This window comes from Nitratireductor sp. StC3 (assembly GCF_003015025.1).
In the GTDB taxonomy this organism is placed as follows: domain Bacteria; phylum Pseudomonadota; class Alphaproteobacteria; order Rhizobiales; family Rhizobiaceae; genus Mangrovimarina; species Mangrovimarina alexandrii.
This window is the reverse complement of record NZ_PYBP01000005.1, coordinates 193152-211795: the sequence shown is the minus strand read 5'-3', so window position 1 is coordinate 211795 and position 18644 is coordinate 193152. Positions and strand designations below refer to the sequence as shown.

The following is an 18644-nucleotide window of genomic DNA, read 5'->3' as shown; positions in this document are numbered from 1 at the left end:
CTCAAGACGGGTTCGCCCCACAACAAGCTGCAATCGCATCTCAAGACGGGTTCGCCCCACAACAAGCTGCAATCGCACCTCAAGACGGGTTCGCCCCACAACAAGCTGCAATCGCACCTCAAGACGGGTTCGCCGCACAACAAGCTGCAATCGCACCTCAAGACCGGCTCGCCCCACAACAAGCTGCAGTCGCACCTCAAGACGGGCTCGCCGCATAACAAGCTGCAGTCGCACCTCAAGACCGGCTCGCCGCACAAGAAGACGCAATCGCATCTCAAGACCGGCTCGCCGCACAAGAAGACGCAATCGCATCTCAAGACCGGCTCGCCCCACAACAAGCTGCAGTCGCACCTCAAAACCGGCTCGCCGCACAAGAAGACGCAGTCGCACCTCAAGACCGGCTCGCCGCACAAGAAGACGCAGTCGCACCTCAAGACCGGCTCGCCGCATAAGAAGATCCAGTCGCATCTCAAGACAGGCTCGCCGCACAACAAGCTGCAGTCGCACCTCAAGACCGGATCGCCGCACAACAAGCTGCAGTCGCATCTCAAGACAGGCTCGCCGCATAAGAAGACGCAGTCGCATCTCAAGACCGGCTCGCCGCATAAGAAGTTGCAGTCGCACCTGAAGACCGGCTCGCCGCATAAGAAGACGCAGTCGCATCTCAAGACCGGCTCGCCGCATAAGAAGTTGCAGTCGCACCTCAAGACCGGCTCGCCGCATAAGAAGACGCAGTCGCATCTCAAGACCGGCTCGCCGCATAAGAAGTTGCAGTCGCACCTCAAGACCGGCTCGCCGCATAAGAAGACGCAGTCACACCTGAAGACCGGCTCGCCGCACAAGAAGATCCAGTCGCACCTGAAGACCGGATCGCCGCATAACAAGGCGCAGTCGCATAAGAAGACCGGTTCGGTGAGGCCGCACAACAAGGCGCAGTCGCACAACAAGACCGGTTCCGTGAGGCCGCACAACAAGCTGCAGTCGCACCTGAAAAAGGGCTCGGCGATCGAAAAACCGCCGGCATTCCTGCCCAAGCTCTAGGCTTGCGCAATTCAGATGCGCGGGGAGCCTGCGCGCCAGGCTCCCCGGCAGTTCCCGATGATTGGAATGGAGATCGACATGACACCGGCATCATTCATGCCGCGGGGCTTTCGCTTTGCCCGGCTTTGTTTCGGCCTCGCGGCCGCAGCGATGGTTTGGGCGCAGCCGGTCGCGGCCGCATCCGCCAATACGATCACGACCAACGAAGCCTATGTGGACGCCGTGCGCGCCGCGCCGGCTTTCGACATCACCGACATCGACGCGGTCTTCGACCACGTCTTTTCCCAGCTAAACGACGAGGTCACCGTCTATCCGACTGAAAACTACTACTATTTCAAATTCATCCACGACGCGGTGCCTTATGCCGGCAATTTCCGCCTCGACATCGCCGACCGCGACGACGGCATCGTTCATTTCGCCTATTTCACCGAAAACAATCCCTTCACCGAGCAGCAACTTTCCAAGCATCGCGCCTATACGGCCGAGCTTGGCGTGACCGTGGAGAAAAAGGACGGTCTCACCTATGCACTGACCCGCAAGGGGCGCACGGTGACGTTCCGGCTCAACGATTTGCGCGATGTCCGGATCCCGAAATCGAAGCTCGGGCCGGGCGAGGACTATCTCGGCCCGGTCTTCGACGAGGCCGGCGTGCAGATGTTCTTGTTGTGGAACCAGGAACTGAAAATGTTCCTCTACGTGCTCGACGACAACGTGCCGTCGGAATCCTATTTCCAGTCCGAGACGTCGACCCAGGTCAGCATCGGACGACGCACCGGTTTCGCCTGGTACCAGGACCGCTATCTCGACCGCCGGATCCTGGTCGGGGTGCGCGCCTACGAAACCTCGCTCAACACGTTTTTCGACGGGCCGTTCGACCAGCTGCCGGACAATTTTCTGGAGGGCGACGTGCTGCGCCGTGCCCTGCTCGAGCTCAGCCCCGAAGTCGAGGGCCAGATCGACAGGTTCGGCAATTCGCGCGACCTCTCCGGCCGCATGCTGGTCGACCCCTATCTGCTCTATGAAGACCAGAGCGAATTTACCGTGCTCGATCAATGCGCCGCCGCCGCCGTCGATCCGGCGACCTATTATCCCTGCTTCGCCATCGGCCAGAGCAAATAAGGCGCCGGCGGGCGGCGAGGCTCACGCCTCCCGCGCCCGCGCGGCAAGTACCGTGTGCGCAAAACCGTCCTGCGCAATCGCCGTGCACAGCGCGTCCCATTCGCACTCGTGACAGGCGGAGCGGACGTGGCCGGCCGCGAAAGCGGCGCGCAGCCGACCGAGCCAGGTCGCATCGAGCCTCAGCCGGCCGCCGAGGCGCACCGGCAAGGCCAGAACGCGGCCGAGATCGTCGATCGCCGCGCGATCGCGTTCGCTGACGCTGGCACGATGGCAATGGGGCTGCGGGTCGCTCAGGAGCGGGGCACAGACGTCGTCCGGCCCGGCCACGACCTCAACGTCTTCGCCCCCTGCCAGGCGCCCCGCGATCGCGGTCATATTGGCCGTGAAGGCGGGGCTGTAGCCCTTTCCCGCATAGGTCAGCACACACAGCAGATGGTGCGGGCGCAAGCGCACCGTCATTCGGCAGCCGGTCTCGGCTCGCGCGCCATGAGCCGGAGCGTCAAGGCACCGAGCGCCGCTTTGAGAACCGCGCCGGCGAGGAAAGGCACGATCCCGGCCATCACCGCCTGCTGCGGGCCGATCAGGGCCGCCAGCCATGCCGCGCCGACCACGAGGCAAAGCAGATTGCTGATCAGCATGCCGACAAAGGCCAGACCGGGACGATGGCCGTTCCATCCGCGCTCGGCCAGCCAGCCCATGGCCATGCCCGCGACCGGAAAGGCAAAGAGATAACCGGCGGTCGGCCCGACGAAATGGTGCGCGCCCGCGGCCCCGCCGGCGAGAACCGGCAGACCAAGCGCGCCTTCCAGCAGCCAGGCGGCGATGGTGACGCCGCCGAGTCGCCAGCCGTAAAGCGCGCCCACCAGCGCGACGGCGAAAGTCTGCATCGTCACCGGGACGGGGATCATCGGCACTTCGATATAGGACGACAGCGCAAGAAACAGGCTGCCGAAAAACACCGCACCGATCCTCCAGATCAGCGGGCGACGCTGCAGATCGAGCGGACTGAAGGCCGGCCTTTGCCGGGCGCTGGTCGAGAGGGTCATGGCTGTCCTTTTCAGATTATAGATAATTTGGATATTCTATCGCTAATGGAGTCCACAAAACCGTGCCCATTGCAAGCCCGGCGCGCGCATCCGCCCCTGCGCCAGGCGCAAAGCGTTTCAGCAACAGGAAAATTGCGCTGGCCGCCAGGCGGCCGTCAGGCGGTGGGCCTTATGCGCGCGGCGTCGCCCGCCGCAGCCGATTCGGCAATCCGCAACCCGTCTTTGTGCCGCCTGGTTTTCTGGCGCGCCCTATCGAGCTGCGCCGACGGCGCCCGGCCGTTCCGGTTTTTTTCCGATCCACTGCACATGCCGCGCAAGCACGGCCGTGGCGGCATCGATGTCACCCGCACGCAGCGCCGCGAGGATGGCCCTGTGATCGCGATCCGTCGGCGTTTCCCACTCCGCCCGCCAGCCCGAAAACAGGAAGCGGGCGCTGGCGATATGCAGATCGTCGATGGTCCGCAGCAGGCGCGGCATGCCGCAGGGCGTGATGATCAGCCGGTGGAAGGCGCGGTTGGCGTCTTCCCAGGCCTGCACGTCGCCCGCCTGATCGCCGGCGCGCGTGGCCTCCTCGGCCTGGTCCAGAATGGCCTTGGTCAGATGCGGCGCGGCGTTGCGCAAGGCGAGCACCTCGAGCGCGGCGCGCATCGCGGCGACCTCGCGCACCTCCTCCAGGCTGAAGCCCGCCACCCGAACGCCCCGGTGCGGCTCGCTTTCCACCAGCCCCTGCGCTTCGAGGCGCCGGAAGGCTTCCCGTACCGGCACATGGCTGGCGCCGAACTCATCGGCGATTTGGTCCTGCCGCAGCCGCGCGCCTGCGCCGATCCGGCCGGAGATGATGCGCTCGGCGAGTTCGCGGCCGATCCGCGCGGCAACGGGTTCTGATTTGTGACGCGACATGGAATTATAGATAATGCCAACAAGACGCCCCGTCGAGTGTGCCGCAGGCGGGCGCCGCAGGCTTCACACCAGGTCCAGCGTGATCGCAATCGGACAATGGTCGGATGCCTTCGGCCGGTCCCAGCCGATGCGCGGATAGCGCTCCACCGCCTGGCCGGGCGGAAACAGCGTCCGGAACGGCTGCCCGGCGCGGATGATGTCGGGCACGGCCTTGGCATTGCCGCGCGCCAGCGCCGGCGACAGCAAGATGTAGTCGAGCTGGCACAGATGGCGCTCCTGCGGCCCGCGCGTGTGATAGAGCGTCCAGCGATCCAGTTCGGGCCGCCGCTCGACCGGATTGATGCTGAAACCGTCCTCGGTCAAAAGATCGACGCTGGAAAACGCTTCGCGCACCGGCGTGAAGTCGTAGCCGGAAAACCGGTCGCCGCTGATGACGACCCGTTCCTGGTAGTCGTTCATGTCGCCGCAAATCACCCACCGCTTGTCCGCCGCCTCGCCGGCCCCGAAGCGTTCCTGGATGATGCGGCGCACCGCGCGCGCCTCGGCAATCCGCACCGGCATGCTTGCATCCCGGCCCGACAGGCCGTTGCGCGGCGTGCCCATCGACTTGAAATGAACCGTGTAGATGGTCAGAGGCTGTCCGTCGACCAGCACGTCGACCTCCAGGCAGTCGCGGCGGAAGATGCGGGCAAACGGTTCGATGCCCAGTTCGGCCAGTTCGGGCGTATGCAGGTCGAAATCCTCGAAGGTAACGTGGGCATGGCTCGTCATGGCGACGAATTCGATCGGCTGGCCGTGCCTGGTTTCCGGCCGCATCATCACCGCGACGTCGATACCGCGGCCGTCATTGCCGGCCGTCATGTATTTGTGGCGATAGCCGCGCCCGACCATCTTGAACAGGTAGCCGTATTCGAACGCCTTCAGCGCGTCGAGATTGTCGACTTCCTGGAGACAGAGGATGTCCGCGCCGGTTTCGGCGATGGCAAGCGCGGACAGTTGGCGGGCGTCGTCGGTATGCGCGATCGCGCGCGCCCGCTCGACCTCGCGATATTCGGCCTCGTCCTTGATGTCGAACAGCGCCACGGCCCTGTCCTGCCAAAGCTCGTTGCGATACCCGGAAAAATCGAACCTGTTCATCAGGTTCTCGATATTGAAACTGGCGACGCGCACGGACATGGGCGGCATATTTGCCCGCCCCCACCGCAAATAACAAGGCACCGATCACGCTTGCGCGCGCAGCGGTTGAAAAGCTTCCGTTCATCCCTAGTTCAGGTAGGATTGGCTAGTAGGAGTGTTTGCTACGGCTTTCTGGGCCCCGTGGGCGCGGGAAGACAACTGCGCAAGGAGGCTCGACAATGTCCAGAATCTTTCCGCTCTTCGTTTGGTGCGCGGCGCTTGTCGTCGGCGCGCTGTCGATGAGCACCAATTCGGCTTCGGCCGGCGAGCGCATCTGGCGCCACGGCGGCGGTCTGACCGCGATCGGCTGCGCCGGCGGCTCGACCGATTGCCCAACGATCATCAATCGCGGCGGCGGCGTCTATTTCGACCGCCGGGCGAAGCGCCGCCATGTCTACAGGGATCGCGATTTCCGCGATCGCCGCGTCTACAAGCGCCGTTATGATCGTCGTCACAATCGGCGCATCTATCGCCACGGCGGACCGCGGATCTATCTCAACGTGCCCGGGCTGCTTTACGATGCCTATCCGCCGCGGCGCCACGTGCAGCCGCGCCGTTATTACAAGCGGCATCGCGGCCTTTCGAACGCCCATATCCAGTGGTGCTTCGACCGCTACCGGTCGTATCGGGTGCGCGACAACACGTTTCAGCCTTATCACGGCCGGCGGCGCCAATGCGTGTCGCCTTATAGCTGAACCGGCCCGGCCGACGGCCGGATCCCAAGCGCCGCCCTTCGGGGCGGCGTTTTGCGTTTCGCGGCAAGACCGGGAGCGGCCCGGCATTACGGCTGGCCGGCCCGCCCCACGCCGCGGCCGGCCAGCCTGGCATGCGCCTGTTTTTGTTATGTGAAGCGCACGCCGATCTCGCCGATGCCGCGCCAGCACACATCGGCTTCGTGGGTGATGGTCTCGCCGGCAATGTGCAGCCGGAACCGGCGCGGCACACCGAGCGTATCGCCGAAGGCGAGTTTCGCGCCCCGTTCCGACAGGTTGCGCACCACGCATTCGCTCGCGCCGTAGCCGTTGTTGAAGGTGAGCTTCGCGCCTTTCAAAACCCGATGGCGCAGTTCGCGGCGACGGTCGGGGAAAATGCGGCCATCGATGGCGATCGACTTCTTGGTAATCGGCATCATGTCGAGCCTCCTCGCATTGATGGGGCTCTCGAAGCGAATTTCGTGCCACGATGAGTGTGCCGAAACGGCACAGGCGCCGGACCAGAAGGCCGGCGCCTGTGCATTTTTCAATCGTACGAACCCTTGCCGGGTGGCCGCAGCCGCCGGCGGGATCTGTCGGTCGGTTAGTTCTTGGCCTTGTCGACCAGCTTGTTGGCCGAAATCCACGGCATCATGCCGCGCAGCTTCTCGCCGACCTGTTCGATCGGATGGTCGTCGTTCATGCGGCGGATACCCTTGAAGCGCGCCGCGCCCGAACGGTATTCCTGCATCCATTCCGAGGTGAACTTGCCGGTCTGGATGTCGTTGAGCACCCGCTTCATCTCCGCCTTGGTCTCGGCGGTGATGATGCGCGGCCCGGAGACATATTCGCCCCATTCGGCGGTGTTGGAGATCGAGTAGTTCATGTTGGCGATGCCGCCCTCGTAGATCAGGTCGACGATCAGCTTGACCTCGTGCAGGCACTCGAAATAGGCCATTTCGGGCGCGTAGCCGGCTTCCACCAGCGTTTCGAAGCCGGCCCGGATCAGTTCGACCAGGCCGCCGCACAACACCACCTGCTCGCCGAACAGGTCGGTCTCGCACTCCTCGCGGAAATTGGTCTCGATAATGCCCGAGCGGCCGCCGCCGACGCCGCATGCGTAGGACAACGCCAGGTCGAGCGCATTGCCGGACGGGTCCTGATGCACCGCCACCAGGCACGGCACGCCGCCGCCCTTCTGGTATTCGCCGCGCACCGTATGGCCCGGGCCCTTCGGCGCGATCATCAGCACGTCGACGCTCGCCTTCGGCTCGATCAGGCCGAAATGCACGTTCAGGCCGTGGGCGAAGGCGATCGCGGCGCCGTCGCGGATATTCGGCGCGATCTCGTTCTTGTAGATGTCGGCCTGCAATTCGTCGGGCGTGGCCATCATCATCAGGTCGGCCCATTTGGCGACCTCGGCCACGCTCATCACCTTCAGCCCGTCGGCCTCGACTTTCTTGGCGGTCGCCGAGCCTTCCTTCAGGCCGATCGCGATCTCCTTGGCGCCCGAATCCTTCAGGTTGAGCGCGTGCGCCCTGCCCTGCGAGCCATAGCCGATAATGGCGACCTTCTTGCCCTTGATGAGATTGAGATCGGCGTCGCGATCGTAATAGACACGCATCATCATTTCCTTTCCTGGGTTTGCGTTCCGGCGGCACCGGATTCCGGCGCCGGTTTTGCTGCGTAGAGAGCCAAGAACTGCCGCGTCGCCGATGCGGCGTCGCGGGCGATCTCGCTCTCGCTCATGCCCAGCCGGTCGCCGAGCAGAAGTCGGATCTGAACGTCACGGCCCACCAGGCCGAAAAAGCTGCGGAAGGCGGTTTCGGCGTCGTCGAAGGCAAGCAGCCCGGCCGCGCGTCCGGCTTCCAAAACGGGTTTCAGCCTTTCGCCGATGGCAAAACGGCCATTGGCCAGCACGATCCGGCCGAGATTGCTCTTGCCGGACCCGGCATGCGAAATCGCCACCCGGTTGAGCGCGATCGAGCTTTTCGAGGAAATGACGCGCAGCCAGGTGGCGGCGAAATCCTCCAGGCTTTCGCGCAAGGCCGCCGCATCGAGCCGCTGGCGCTCATAGCTGCCCGTGCGCACCTTCGCCGCCTGCCAGCGCACGGTCGCCGTCAACAGCCCGTCGCGGTCGCCGAACCATTTGTAGAGCGTTTCCTTCGAGCAGCTCGCCCGCCGCGCCACCGCGCTCATGGTAAGCGCGTCGCGGCCTTCCACCAGAAGCGCGAGCACCGCGTCCAGCACTTCGCCCTGGCGCGGGGTGAGCGTTTCCAGCCGTTCTGTCTCGTGCGCGACCTGCAACTCTGTCTCCGGCGGCAAACCGCCCAGTGGTGTACCGTACGTTACGGTTCGGTCGTCATAGCGCTTTGCCCCCGCCCCATGCAAGGCCTATATGGCGCGCCAGTCGATCTCGCGAAGCCCGATCGGGCGAAACGGGGCGGCCAGCGTGCCGGCCACCATCGACGCCAAGATCTGCGGCACGGGCGGGATATGGGCGAGCGTGGCCACAAGCCGGTCGCGCACGAACGGCATCGCCGCGGAGTCGGACTGGTAAAACGGCGTCAGGGCCGCCGACAATGCCTGGAACGTGCGCACGTGCCAGCGTCGCATCGCGCAATAGGAATCGAGGGCCGCCGCCACGTCGCGCGCCCTGTCCAATGCGTGCGCCAGCGCGGCCGCATCGAGCAGCGCCATATTGGCGCCCTGCCCCAGTTGCGGGCTGGTCGAGTGCGCGGCATCGCCGATCACCGCCAGTCCGCGCCCGGCCGGAACCTTGAGCGTATGGTGCCCATAGCGCGCCAGCGTGAGCTGGTCGAAATCCGCGATCTGGTCGAGATAGGCCCGCGTTTCGGGCCAGAGCCGTTCGACCCGCCCTTTCCAGGCCTCCAGCCCGGCCGTGCGAACCGCGGCCGCCTGCGCCGGTTTCAGGCTCCAGAAAAACGCCGCCTGCGCCTCGCCGTCCGGCCTTGGTCGGCCGATCGGCAGAACGCCGATCATCACGCTGGCCTTGTCGTAGCGCTGCACCAGCGCGTGCGGGTCGAAACCGTCGCCGCGCCAGTCGAGCGAAGCCCAGAACGCGCCATAGGCGAGCGGCCGCGGCTCGCACGGCCGGCGCGCATGCCGCTTCAGCTTCGAGCGCGCGCCGCTGGCATCGACGACGAGATCGAACGGGCCGAACAGGCGCCCGGTCGCGGTGACGATCCGCGGCCGCGCCCCCGTCACGTCGAGCGCCTCGATCTCGGTGCCCGTTTCCAAGCCGATATCGGCCGCCCTGACCGCGTCGAACAACACGTCGAACAGGGCGGCGCGGTGCACGGACAGGCCGAAGCGGCCGCCGCGCCAGGCCGCGTAGCGCACATCCAGCACCGTGCGCCCCGACCGCGCGTCGCTGCCGTGCAGCCGCTCGATGCGGCTGCCGCGCGGCACGATCGCGTCGAGAAGGCCGAGCGCGGCCAGTACCGTCAGCCCGGTCGGCTGCAGGATCAGTCCCGAGCCCAATGGCTGCGCTGCCTCGAAACGCTCGAAAACCGTCACCCGGTGCCCGGCCCGGTCGAGAAAAAGCGCCGCGGCGAGCCCGGCCGGGCCAGCTCCGGCGATCGCGATGTCCATATGGTCGAAATCCCCCGTTCGACCACGAAATGGCACGCCGGGCGCGGCCCTGACAAGCGAAAGGCCGCGCGGCCGTCATTCGCGCGGCCCGCGCCGGGTCGACCGGCCACGGCGTTTCGGCACGGCCCCGCCAGACGGTACCGTGATGAGCGCTTGGGATATCCGTGGATGCCTTGGCTTGAAAACCCGTCCGGCTTTCAGGTGCGAAAGCCTAGCGTCCGCATTGACGCATCTGCCTGGCATAGGAATTGGCCATGTTGGCGGCCTTGCGGGCGGATTTCTGCATGCCGGCATTGCCCCGCCACACGCCGCGCGCATAGCCGGCCTGACCGGCATAATAAGCCAGATAGAGACTGTAGGCGTCGTTGAGCGCGATGCCGTTCTTGCGATGGCTGTTATAGTGATACCAGCCCACGAAGTGGATCGCGTCGGCGAAATCGGTTCGGCTCGCCCGCCAGCGGCCGGTCTCGCGCTTATATCCCTGCCAGGTGCCGTCGAGCGCCTGCGAATAGCCGTAGGCGGTCGATTTGCGCTTCCAGGGAATGATCCCGAGCAGTTTCTTGCGCGGCGGCCGCGCATCGGAATCGAAACCGGACTCGATGCGGATGGTCGCCATCAGTACCGACGCCGGAACGCCGTATTCGCGCTCCGTCTTTTTGGCCGCCCGGTACCAATTGCCGAACCAGCCGTCCTTCTGGTCGAAGACGGTGCACACATTGTTGATGCCGCGCGGCGTGGACCCACAACCTGCGAGCGCGATCAACAAGACGATGGCGACGACGGTACGAATAACAAATCCTCGTGCTCTGACGAGGATGTAATCGCTAAAATCCTAATAAATTCTGACCGAATTGCGGGTCCCGCGCGCTGCTACTGGCCCGCGCAGGCGCGCAGGAACCGCCTCACCGTCTCGGCCATGCCGTGTTCGAGCGCGTCGGCGGTCAGGCCCTGGCCGATCGAGACTTCCGCCAAATGCGGAATCGCCCGCGCCAGCGCCGGCAGATTGGCGACCGTCAAATCGTGGCCGGCATTGACGCCGAGCCCGGCATCTTTTGCGAGCAACGCGGTTTCTTTGAGCTTTTCCAGCTCTTTGGCCGCCTTTTTGGAATCGTCGTAGCAGGCGCCGTAGGGCCCGGTATAGAATTCGACCCGGTCGGCGCCCGTCGCCCGGGCCGCCGCGATCTGGCCCTGCGAGGCATCGGGGTCGCAAAACAGCGACACCCGCGCCCCGTTCGCCTTCAGCCGCGCGACGATGGCGCGCAGAATGTCGCCATTGACGACGAAATCCCAGCCGTGATCGGAGGTCGCCTGCTCGGGGTCGTCCGGCACCAGCGTCACCTGCTCGGGTTCCGCCTTCTCCACCAGATCGAGGAAATCCTGCGTCGGATATCCCTCGATGTTGAATTCGCGGTCGGGAAACTCGTCGTCGATCAGCGCCCGGATCTGTGGCACGTCGGTGAAGCGTATATGGCGCTGATCGGGGCGCGGATGCACGGTCAGCCCGCCCGCGCCCGCCGCCAGCGCGATGCGACCGAGACCCGTCACGCTCGGCCATGGCAGGTCGCGCCGGTTGCGCAGCATCGCGATGGCGTTGAGGTTTACGGACAGTTTTGCCGGCATGGCTGACTCGCGGAATTTTCCAACGCGACGATGTATAGTCGCTTTTGCCGGAACGCACAGGACCAAACGCCGTTCATTTTATGGACAGCACAACGGCAAACGAGGATCAACATCATGCTCGTCAACGAAAACCCGCCCACCATCAAGCGCATCGACACCACCCGCGACGACGCCTACGCCTTCGACGTCACCGGCCATGTCACCGCGCCGGACATCGAAAACATGTACGGCTTGCTCGAAGGGGCCTACGAAATTCACGACAAGATCGACCTCCTGGTGCGCATGTCCGCCTATGAGGGTTTCGACTGGAGCGCGGCCTTCAAGGAATCGACCATGATCGGCAAGACCCACGCGCTGCGGCATATCCGCAAATATGCCGTCGTCGGCGGACCGGCCTGGATCGCCACCATGATGACGGTCTTCAAGCCGTTCATGTCGATGGAGATGCGCCATTTCGAGGCCGACCGGGAAGCCGAGGCCTGGGCATGGCTGGACGCCGAGCCGGCCGAAGGATAACGGCCGGCCGCCATTCACCGCACGATGGTCAGCCGCTCGGCGGCGCGGGTGATCGCGGTGTAAAGCCAGCGCTGGCGGGTGTCGCGGAACGCATAGCTCTCGTCGAACAGCACGACCTCGTCCCATTGCGAGCCCTGCGCCTTGTGCACGGTGAGCGCGTAGCCGTAGTCGAAATCGTCGAAGCGCTTTTTCTGCTGCCAGGCAATGTCGGCCTCGGGCGTCTCGAAGGCGGCTTTCAACAGCTTGATCTTGGACACGCCCCGGTCGGGATCGTCCTCCTCCGGCGACACCAGAAGGTTGATGCCGGGCTTCACCGTTTCCTTCGAAGCCGTCATCACCTTCCACAAGGAGCCGTTGAGCAGGCCCTTGGCCGGATCGTTTCTCAGACACACCAGCTTGTCGCCGGCCTGCGGCAGCGGCCCGGAAAACCCCTTCAATTCGCGCAGGCGCTGGTTGTAGCGCCGCCGCGTGCGGTTGGTGCCCACAAGCACCTGGTCGGCGGACAGAACCAACTCCTGGTCGACATCCTCGCGGCCGATCACCTGGGCGGCGCCGAAATCGCCCTTCATGAACTCGCGGCCCTCGCGCACGTCGAGCGCCAGCCGGATGATCGGATTGTCGCGCGCCTGGCGGTGGATTTCGGTCAGCAGGAAATCGGGCTCGTGCTCGGTGAAGAAGCCGCCGCCCGAAATCGGCGGCAACTGCGCCGGATCGCCCAGAACCAGCACCGGCGTGCCGAAGGTCAAAAGATCGCGCCCCAATTGCTCGTCGACCATCGAGCACTCGTCGATGACGATCAGCTTGGCGCGCGCCACCGGGCTTTGCCGGTTGAGCGAGAAGGTCGGCGACATCGAGGTCTTGCCGGTCGTCTCGTCGGCGATCGCCTCCTCGCCGCGCGGCCGGTAGATCAGCGAATGAATGGTGCGCGCATTGGTGGCGCCCTTGGCGCGCAGAACCTGGGCGGCCTTGCCGGTGAAGGCGGCGAACTGCACCGAGCCGTCGACATGTTCGGCGAAATGGCGCGCAAGCGTCGTCTTGCCGGTGCCGGCATACCCGAACAGCCGAAATATCTGCGGCCGGCCCTCCTTGAGCCAGCGCGATACCGCCTTCAGCGCCTCGTCCTGTTGGGGAGAAAATTGCATGGCACCGAAAGACAGGATTCGCGCCCCTTGCGCAAGGGTGCTCGACGCGCCCCGTCACCGCCGAGCCGGCCCGGCCTGCCAAAGACATCCCGCGATCGAAACGCTCGAATTTCGCGGCGATGTCTCACCGGAGCGGGTTGCGTGCATAACCCGGCCCGATCGTCAGCGGCCTGTCCGGCACGACCGCGTCGCTGATCTGCGAGCGCACGCTCAGGCTGTCGCGCCACAGCACGGCGCGCGCCTCGCGGTCCAAAACCCGGATCGCCACCCGGTAGGGCTTGTCCTTTTCGACACCGCGCACCGGCGGCGAGCGCAGCGAATAGCGCGCCGTGTCGGTGCCGACGCGCGTGCGCACCACGTGGCCGGCGCCGCCGGCGGGGTCCTCAAACGTCGCCTCGATGATCGAGCCGGTGGGCAGCGGGCGCTGCACCAGCGCGGTGAAACCGTAATAGACGTCTGCGACGCGGTAATTGAACATGAAACCGCTGCCGAGGATCTTCAGATAGGGCTTCGAGGAAGGATCCTCGCGTGTCAGCCAGCCGACGGCAAGCAGCAGGACGAGGATCGTCGCCGTTGCCGCCAGGACGCGTATAACGGTCACATGCCGGATCATGAAATCCAGTATAGCATAGGCCGCGCGCCCGCGGCCTGCGCCAGCCTGATTGCGCCTCTACGCCAAGCCGATCGCTCGTACCGGCGCATAACGGGCGGGCCGGCGCGAGGCCGCTCAGCCGGCGTAGCCGCGAGGGTCGTTTTCCAGCTTGATCGGCGCGCCGTGCGGTGTCGCGCGGGCCGCGCGGCGCCAGGCGGCCGCCAGTTCGGCAAGCCGGGCGCGGTCGGCAAGCCCCTTTTCGGCGAGCAACGCCTCGAGCGCGGCGACCACGCCATGGTAATAGTCGCTGCCGTCGGCGGCAACGCCGGCGCGCGCGCGCTCGCGACCGAGCGCGGCGGCCCATTCGCCCGGCGAGACCAGCCCCTTGTCCTGCAGGGCGAGCGCCAGCGCGAAGGCCTCGGCCTGCCAGGGTTCGGCGAAGGCGCCGTCCTCATGGCTCATCGGCCGGCTCCAGATAGCTTTCCCAGGCGTCGATCGACACCGAAAGCGTCGCGTCCGCCGCCTCGCCCCACAATTCGCGGGCCGAAAACACGACCGTGTAGAGATGCTGCGGCGCCTCGCCCGCGCCATGCGCGTTGGCGTCGGGAAAGACGAACCCGCCACGCACCGCCTCGATCACCCCGACCTTGCCGCGCGCGTAGCGCGGCAGCCGCGTATGGCCCTGCGGATGCATGGTGCGGGTTTGCACGCGGGCGCCGGACGAAAAACGCGGCGGCTGCCCGACCGCCCGGTCGCACGGCCCGCCTCTGGCGAGCGCGCCCGGCACGTCGGCCGCCCGCAGGACGCGTTTCGGGGTCGCGCCCGCGCCGTGCGCCCGGCCGGCTGCCAGTTCGTCCTCGGTGACGAAACCGTGCCGCACCAACAGCCGTTCCAACGCCTTCGTCCATATTTCATAATAGCTCGACGCGTAGTAGTCGGCTGGATGCAGGCATTCGCGCGCGTGCCGGCTTTCGTCGATGGTCCAGTGTCCCATCGCGCCGGCCGCCAGCGTGACGCCGAGCGCGCGCTTTTCCCACTCGGCATGAAAGATCGGTTCGTCGACCTCAGGCGCCACGGCGCCGAAGCCCATCTGGCCGCCGAGGTCGTGCGGACCGTTCACGGTGCGGCCTCGGGCGCCAGCGCCAGCCCGGTGCCGATCATGGAATCGCGCGTCACCAGGCCGGCAAGCGCCTCCTCGGCCCAGCCCTGCGTGCCGGGCGGGCGTAGCGGCACGACCAGATAGCGCAGCTCGGCGGTCGAATCCCACACCCGGATCGCGGTTTCGCCCGGCAGTTTCAGCCCGAACTCCTCCAAAACGCCGCGTGGATCGATCACCGCCCGCGAGCGATAGGGCGGCGATTTATACCAGACCGGCGGCAGGCCGAGCACCGACCACGGATAACAGGAGCACAAGGTGCACACGACCAGATTGTGGGTGTCGGCACTGTTGAACACCGCCTGCATGTGCTCGCCCTGGCGGCCGGTATAACCGAGCGAGGCGATCGCGGCGGTGGCGTCGTTTTGCAGCCATTCAGAAAAGCCCGGATCGGTCCATGCCCTGGCGACGACGCGCGCGCCGTTTTTCGGTCCGACCTTGTGTTCGTAGGTCTCCACGATCGCGTCGACGGCGGCCGGGTCGATCAGCCCCTTTTCGGCAAGCACGGTTTCGAGCGCCCGCACGCGCGCCGTCATCGGATCGAGCTCGTTGTCGTGGTGATCGTGCGCCATGATCGCGCAGAGTATGGCGCGCACCGGCTCAGGGCAAGATGTCGACGCCGATCAGCGCAGCATCGGCCACAGCGTCGCCGCCAAAAGCAGTCCCATGGCGATGTTGAACCATTTCAGCCGGATCGGATCGGCCAGAAACCGTCGCAGCGCGACCCCGAACCCGGCCCAGGACGACACGCACGGCACGTTGACGAGGCCGAAGGCGACGGCGACCAGAAAAACCGATCCGAAGGGGCTGTCCGCATTGGTGTAGAGCACCATCGCCGTCACCGCCATCACCCAGGCCTTGGGATTGACCCATTGGAACGCCGCCGCCGACAGGAAGGACATCGGCCGGCCGTTACCCGACACCCCATCGATCGACCGCGACATGGCGATCCGCCAGGCGAGATAGAGCAGATAGGCGCCGCCGGCGAATTTCAGCGCCGTATGCAAAGACGGAAAGCTGGAAAGCACGGCGCCAAGGCCGAGTCCGACGGACAACAACAATGTGACGAACCCGGCACCGATGCCGAGCATATGCGGCACGGTACGCCAGAAACCGTAATTCACGCCCGAAACCAAAAGCATGAGATTGTTCGGACCGGGCGTGATCGAGGAAACGAAGGCGAAAACCAGCAGGGCGAAAAAGACGTCGGCGGTCATGGTCCGGTTCCGTTTGCACCGTGCCCGCCGCGCCTATGCAAAGATCGCGGGCACGCACTTAGGACAGTATTATTGTCCTAAATTGCCTGAAAATCGACTCCGAATTTGTCCGGGGAACAATTTTGACGACCCGGGAAGCGTCATGGTTTGCAAGGCGCGGCGGAAACCCGTCCGCGCCGAGAAAAAGGAACGAGCCCGCCGGCCCTACTGCATGCCCTGGGCGCCGCGGTTGAGCGCGGCGACGCCGGTGCGACACACCTCCACCAGCCCGAGCGGCTGCATGATGGCGATGAACTGCTCGATCTTGGAGACCCTGCCGGTGATCTCGAAGATGAAGTGCTCTGTATTGGCGTCGATCACCTGGGCGCGGAAGGCGTCGGCGAGCCGCAGCGCCTCCACCCGATGGTCGCCGACGCCGGCTACCTTGACCAACGCCAATTCGCGCTCCAGCGGCCGGTCCTGCCCGCGCTCGCGCGCCACCACGGTCAGGTCGACCACCTTGTGCACCGGCACGATGCGCTCGAGCTGATGCTTGATCTGTTCCAGCACGTGCGGCGTGCCGCGGGTGACGATGGTGATGCGCGACAGGTGCCGCTCGTGCTCGGTCTCCGACACGGTCAGGCTGTCAATATTGTAGCCGCGCCCCGAAAACAGCCCGATCACGCGCGCCAGAACGCCCGGTTCGTTGTCGACCAGCACCGACAGCGTGCGGGTTTCGTGGGTCTCGGTCTCGCGCGCGATGAAATAGGCGGAACCGGTCGGTTTGAGTTGGGCGTTCATCTTTGCGCTTTTTCCTTCTGCGCTGTGGCGGGCGGGTTCTTGCGGGCGCCGGACCGTCCTTGCGGACCGCGTGGCCGAGCCCTCGGCTCTCCGCGCCTAGACCAGTTCCCTGCCCTTGGCGTCGATCGCATTGGCAACGGCCTCGTCGGTCGCCTCGTCGGGCAGCAACATCTCGTTATGGGCCTTGCCGGACGGGATCATCGGAAAGCAATTGGCGAGGTTGGCCACCCGGCAGTCGAAGATCACCGGTTTCTTGACCGCGATCATCTCCTCGATCTTGTCGTCCAACTCGCCGGGCTTTTCGCAGCGTATGCCGTGGCCGCCATAGGCCTCGGCCAGCTTGACGAAATCCGGCAGCGCCTCCGTGTAGGAATGCGACAGCCGGTTGCCGTGCAGCAATTGCTGCCATTGCCGGACCATGCCCATATATTGGTTGTTGAGGATGAAGATTTTGATCGGCGCCTGGTACTGGACGGCCGTGCTCATCTCCTGGATCGTCATCAGCACCGAAGCGTCGCCGGCGATGTCGATCACCAGGCTGTCGCGATGGGCGATCTGCACGCCCAGCGCGGCCGGCAGGCCGTAGCCCATCGTGCCGAGCCCGCCGCTGGTCATCCAGCGATTGGGCTGCTCGAAACCGTAGTGCTGCGCCGCCCACATCTGGTGCTGGCCGACCTCGGTGGTGATGAACGTGTCCCGGTCCTTGGTCAATTCGTAGAGCCGCTGGACCGCATATTGCGGCATGATGACGTCGTCATTGGGCTTGTAGGCCAGCGAATCGCGCGCCCGCCAGCGTTCGATCTGCTCCCACCAGGGTCCGAGCGCGGCACGGTCGGGCGTGACCGTCGCGCGCCACAGCCGCACGACATCCTCCAGCACCCGGCCGACATCGCCCAGGATCGGAATGTCGGCGCGAACGTTCTTGTTGATCGAGGACGGGTCGATATCGATGTGGATCTTCTTCGAATTGGGCGAAAACGCGTCCAGGCGCCCGGTGATGCGGTCGTCGAAACGGGCGCCGATGCACAGCATGACGTCGCAATCGTGCATGGCCATGTTGGCCTCGAACGTGCCGTGCATGCCCAGCATGCCGAGCCAGCGCTCGCCCGAGGCCGGATAGGCGCCGAGCCCCATCAGCGTCGAGGTGACCGGAAAACCGGACAGGTCGACGAGTTCGCGCAACAAATGGCTTGCCTCGGGTCCCGAATTCACCACGCCGCCGCCCGAATAGATGATCGGCTTCTTGGCCTCGGAAAGCAGGTGCACCGCCGCCTTGATCGCCTCCAGATCGCCTTGCAGGCGCGGCCGGTACGACGTCCGCGGCGCCTGCTGCGGCGGGGTGTAGATGCCCTTGGCGAACTGGATATCCTTGGGAATGTCGACCACGACCGGCCCCGGCCGTCCGGTGGTGGCGACGTGGAACGCCTCGTGGATGATGCCGGCGAGCTCGTTGACGTCCTTGACCAGCCAATTGTGCTTGGTGCACGGGCGGGTGATGCCGACCGTGTCGCATTCCTGAAACGCGTCCGAGCCGATCAGCGTGGTGGGCACCTGGCCGGTGATGCAGACCAGCGGAATGGAATCCATCAACGCGTCCTGCAGCGGCGTGACCGCGTTGGTCGCCCCCGGCCCGGACGTCACCAGCATCACGCCGGCCTTGCCCGTCGAGCGCGCATAGCCCTCGGCGGCGTGGCCGGCGCCCTGTTCGTGCCGCACCAGGATATGCTCGATATCCTCCTGCTGGAACAGTTCGTCGTAGATGGGAAGCACCGCGCCGCCGGGATAGCCGAAAATATGTTCGACGCCGTTGTCCTTCAGCGCCTGCGCGACCATCTCCGCGCCCGTCATCTCGGCACGGCCGGTATCGTCTTTCGGGTTCACCATTGTCTTTCGTCCCAATCTTCTTCTGCGCGCTGCCGCCACGTTCCTTAGCGGCGATCCTGACAATAAAAAAGGCCCCCGAAGGAGCCTGACGATCGCGCATGGGTGCTTTTGCCCGACGGTTACACCGCCTTGCCCATGCGCGTTCCTA

The 18644-nt window shown here is 65.4% G+C and carries 22 protein-coding genes; 4 read left to right on the top strand and 18 right to left on the bottom strand.

What is annotated here, in order from left to right; all coding sequences use genetic code 11:
• Together C7T96_RS24065 and C7T96_RS12795 are read left to right on the top strand one after the other, a co-directional pair.
• On the top strand, positions 1-1041 hold a 1041-nt coding region (locus tag C7T96_RS24065; RefSeq protein WP_158264360.1), incomplete at its 5' end, for a hypothetical protein.
• Positions 1042-1119: 78 nt separating this feature from the next.
• Complete coding sequence (locus C7T96_RS12795; protein ID WP_146149183.1) at positions 1120-2160, top strand: hypothetical protein; 1041 nt, start codon at positions 1120-1122, stop codon at positions 2158-2160.
• A gap of 21 nt (positions 2161-2181) precedes the next feature.
• Here C7T96_RS12795 and C7T96_RS12790 read toward each other — a convergent pair whose 3' ends face one another.
• From C7T96_RS12790 to C7T96_RS12775, 4 genes are all read right to left on the bottom strand, one after another.
• The gene (locus C7T96_RS12790) at positions 2182-2619 is read right to left on the bottom strand and encodes a DUF1284 domain-containing protein (RefSeq protein WP_106571622.1); all 438 of its coding nucleotides are present in this window, start codon (positions 2617-2619) and stop codon (positions 2182-2184) included.
• Complete coding sequence (locus C7T96_RS12785; protein ID WP_106571621.1) at positions 2616-3206, bottom strand: biotin transporter BioY; 591 nt, start codon at positions 3204-3206, stop codon at positions 2616-2618. Before C7T96_RS12785 ends, C7T96_RS12790 begins: the two co-directional genes overlap by 4 nt.
• A 249-nt stretch (positions 3207-3455) precedes the next feature.
• Positions 3456-4106: a GntR family transcriptional regulator gene (locus tag C7T96_RS12780; RefSeq protein ID WP_106571620.1), complete on the bottom strand. Its 651-nt coding sequence runs from the start codon at positions 4104-4106 to the stop codon at positions 3456-3458.
• A 63-nt stretch (positions 4107-4169) separates the two neighbouring features.
• Positions 4170-5282: an endonuclease/exonuclease/phosphatase family protein gene (locus C7T96_RS12775; RefSeq protein ID WP_106571619.1), complete on the bottom strand. Its 1113-nt coding sequence runs from the start codon at positions 5280-5282 to the stop codon at positions 4170-4172.
• 179 nt (positions 5283-5461) lie between these two features.
• Between C7T96_RS12775 and C7T96_RS12770 the strand changes: the two genes are divergently transcribed.
• Complete coding sequence (locus C7T96_RS12770; protein ID WP_238719859.1) at positions 5462-5977, top strand: BA14K family protein; 516 nt, start codon at positions 5462-5464, stop codon at positions 5975-5977.
• 146 nt (positions 5978-6123) lie between these two features.
• Here C7T96_RS12770 and C7T96_RS12765 read toward each other — a convergent pair whose 3' ends face one another.
• The 6 genes from C7T96_RS12765 to C7T96_RS12740 all read right to left on the bottom strand — a co-directional run bounded on the left by C7T96_RS12765 (position 6124) and on the right by C7T96_RS12740 (position 11209).
• A complete protein-coding gene (locus tag C7T96_RS12765) occupies positions 6124-6414 on the bottom strand; it encodes a PilZ domain-containing protein (protein ID WP_106571618.1) in 291 nt (96 codons plus the stop codon).
• A 164-nt stretch (positions 6415-6578) separates the two neighbouring features.
• Positions 6579-7598, bottom strand: a complete 1020-nt coding sequence (gene ilvC / locus C7T96_RS12760) for a ketol-acid reductoisomerase (RefSeq protein ID WP_238719860.1) — start codon at positions 7596-7598, stop codon at positions 6579-6581.
• Positions 7599-7600: 2 nt separating this feature from the next.
• Complete coding sequence (locus tag C7T96_RS12755; protein WP_106571616.1) at positions 7601-8281, bottom strand: TetR/AcrR family transcriptional regulator C-terminal domain-containing protein; 681 nt, start codon at positions 8279-8281, stop codon at positions 7601-7603.
• A gap of 87 nt (positions 8282-8368) precedes the next feature.
• Complete coding sequence (locus C7T96_RS12750; RefSeq protein ID WP_106571615.1) at positions 8369-9589, bottom strand: NAD(P)/FAD-dependent oxidoreductase; 1221 nt, start codon at positions 9587-9589, stop codon at positions 8369-8371.
• Positions 9590-9800: 211 nt separating this feature from the next.
• On the bottom strand, positions 9801-10379 hold the full coding sequence (locus C7T96_RS12745) for a transglycosylase SLT domain-containing protein (protein WP_106571614.1): 579 nt from the start codon (positions 10377-10379) through the stop codon (positions 9801-9803).
• A gap of 80 nt (positions 10380-10459) precedes the next feature.
• The gene (locus tag C7T96_RS12740) at positions 10460-11209 is read right to left on the bottom strand and encodes a pyridoxine 5'-phosphate synthase (RefSeq protein ID WP_106571613.1); all 750 of its coding nucleotides are present in this window, start codon (positions 11207-11209) and stop codon (positions 10460-10462) included.
• A gap of 114 nt (positions 11210-11323) precedes the next feature.
• On the opposite strand from C7T96_RS12740, the gene C7T96_RS12735 reads away from it, so the two are divergent.
• Positions 11324-11725, top strand: coding sequence for an STAS/SEC14 domain-containing protein (locus C7T96_RS12735; RefSeq protein ID WP_106571612.1), 402 nt, complete (start codon positions 11324-11326; stop codon positions 11723-11725).
• Between the two features lie 14 nt (positions 11726-11739).
• On the opposite strand, the gene C7T96_RS12730 is transcribed toward C7T96_RS12735, so the two are convergent.
• The 8 genes from C7T96_RS12730 to C7T96_RS12695 all read right to left on the bottom strand — a co-directional run bounded on the left by C7T96_RS12730 (position 11740) and on the right by C7T96_RS12695 (position 18496).
• Positions 11740-12867 (bottom strand): ATP-dependent RecD-like DNA helicase, encoded by a 1128-nt coding sequence (locus C7T96_RS12730; RefSeq protein WP_106571611.1) that lies wholly within the window; start codon positions 12865-12867, stop codon positions 11740-11742.
• A 124-nt stretch (positions 12868-12991) separates the two neighbouring features.
• Positions 12992-13468 carry a hypothetical protein gene (locus C7T96_RS12725; RefSeq protein ID WP_245414137.1) on the bottom strand — a complete coding sequence of 159 codons (477 nt, stop codon included), beginning with the start codon at positions 13466-13468 and terminating at the stop codon, positions 12992-12994.
• 126 nt (positions 13469-13594) lie between these two features.
• Positions 13595-13921 (bottom strand): nitrile hydratase accessory protein, encoded by a 327-nt coding sequence (locus C7T96_RS12720; RefSeq protein WP_106571609.1) that lies wholly within the window; start codon positions 13919-13921, stop codon positions 13595-13597.
• On the bottom strand, positions 13911-14579 hold the full coding sequence (gene nthB / locus C7T96_RS12715) for a nitrile hydratase subunit beta (RefSeq protein ID WP_106571608.1): 669 nt from the start codon (positions 14577-14579) through the stop codon (positions 13911-13913). The genes C7T96_RS12720 and nthB overlap by 11 nt, the downstream gene beginning before the upstream one ends.
• Positions 14576-15187 carry a nitrile hydratase subunit alpha gene (nthA, locus tag C7T96_RS12710; RefSeq protein WP_106571831.1) on the bottom strand — a complete coding sequence of 204 codons (612 nt, stop codon included), beginning with the start codon at positions 15185-15187 and terminating at the stop codon, positions 14576-14578. The genes nthB and nthA overlap by 4 nt, the downstream gene beginning before the upstream one ends.
• A 51-nt stretch (positions 15188-15238) precedes the next feature.
• Positions 15239-15832 (bottom strand): LysE family translocator, encoded by a 594-nt coding sequence (locus tag C7T96_RS12705; RefSeq protein ID WP_106571607.1) that lies wholly within the window; start codon positions 15830-15832, stop codon positions 15239-15241.
• A 204-nt stretch (positions 15833-16036) separates the two neighbouring features.
• Positions 16037-16612: an acetolactate synthase small subunit gene (gene ilvN / locus C7T96_RS12700; RefSeq protein ID WP_106571606.1), complete on the bottom strand. Its 576-nt coding sequence runs from the start codon at positions 16610-16612 to the stop codon at positions 16037-16039.
• A 96-nt stretch (positions 16613-16708) separates the two neighbouring features.
• Positions 16709-18496, bottom strand: coding sequence for an acetolactate synthase 3 large subunit (locus tag C7T96_RS12695; RefSeq protein ID WP_106571605.1), 1788 nt, complete (start codon positions 18494-18496; stop codon positions 16709-16711).
• Between the last annotated feature and the right edge of the window lie 148 nt (positions 18497-18644).

Bases quoted from the DNA above. Each gene is read 5' to 3' on its own strand.
- C7T96_RS12795 (WP_146149183.1), top strand. From the start codon at position 1,120: ATGACACCGGCATCATTCATGCCGCGGGGCTTTCGCTTTGCCCGGCTT.
- C7T96_RS12790 (WP_106571622.1), bottom strand. From the start codon at position 2,619: ATGACGGTGCGCTTGCGCCCGCACCATCTGCTGTGTGTGCTGACCTAT.
- C7T96_RS12785 (WP_106571621.1), bottom strand. From the start codon at position 3,206: ATGACCCTCTCGACCAGCGCCCGGCAAAGGCCGGCCTTCAGTCCGCTC.
- C7T96_RS12780 (WP_106571620.1), bottom strand. From the start codon at position 4,106: ATGTCGCGTCACAAATCAGAACCCGTTGCCGCGCGGATCGGCCGCGAA.
- C7T96_RS12775 (WP_106571619.1), bottom strand. From the start codon at position 5,282: ATGTCCGTGCGCGTCGCCAGTTTCAATATCGAGAACCTGATGAACAGG.
- C7T96_RS12770 (WP_238719859.1), top strand. From the start codon at position 5,462: ATGTCCAGAATCTTTCCGCTCTTCGTTTGGTGCGCGGCGCTTGTCGTC.
- C7T96_RS12765 (WP_106571618.1), bottom strand. From the start codon at position 6,414: ATGATGCCGATTACCAAGAAGTCGATCGCCATCGATGGCCGCATTTTC.
- ilvC (WP_238719860.1), bottom strand. From the start codon at position 7,598: ATGCGTGTCTATTACGATCGCGACGCCGATCTCAATCTCATCAAGGGC.
- C7T96_RS12750 (WP_106571615.1), bottom strand. From the start codon at position 9,589: ATGGACATCGCGATCGCCGGAGCTGGCCCGGCCGGGCTCGCCGCGGCG.
- C7T96_RS12740 (WP_106571613.1), bottom strand. From the start codon at position 11,209: ATGCCGGCAAAACTGTCCGTAAACCTCAACGCCATCGCGATGCTGCGC.
- C7T96_RS12735 (WP_106571612.1), top strand. From the start codon at position 11,324: ATGCTCGTCAACGAAAACCCGCCCACCATCAAGCGCATCGACACCACC.
- C7T96_RS12730 (WP_106571611.1), bottom strand. From the start codon at position 12,867: ATGCAATTTTCTCCCCAACAGGACGAGGCGCTGAAGGCGGTATCGCGC.
- C7T96_RS12720 (WP_106571609.1), bottom strand. From the start codon at position 13,921: ATGAGCCATGAGGACGGCGCCTTCGCCGAACCCTGGCAGGCCGAGGCC.
- nthA (WP_106571831.1), bottom strand. From the start codon at position 15,187: ATGGCGCACGATCACCACGACAACGAGCTCGATCCGATGACGGCGCGC.
- C7T96_RS12705 (WP_106571607.1), bottom strand. From the start codon at position 15,832: ATGACCGCCGACGTCTTTTTCGCCCTGCTGGTTTTCGCCTTCGTTTCC.
- ilvN (WP_106571606.1), bottom strand. From the start codon at position 16,612: ATGAACGCCCAACTCAAACCGACCGGTTCCGCCTATTTCATCGCGCGC.
- C7T96_RS12695 (WP_106571605.1), bottom strand. From the start codon at position 18,496: ATGGTGAACCCGAAAGACGATACCGGCCGTGCCGAGATGACGGGCGCG.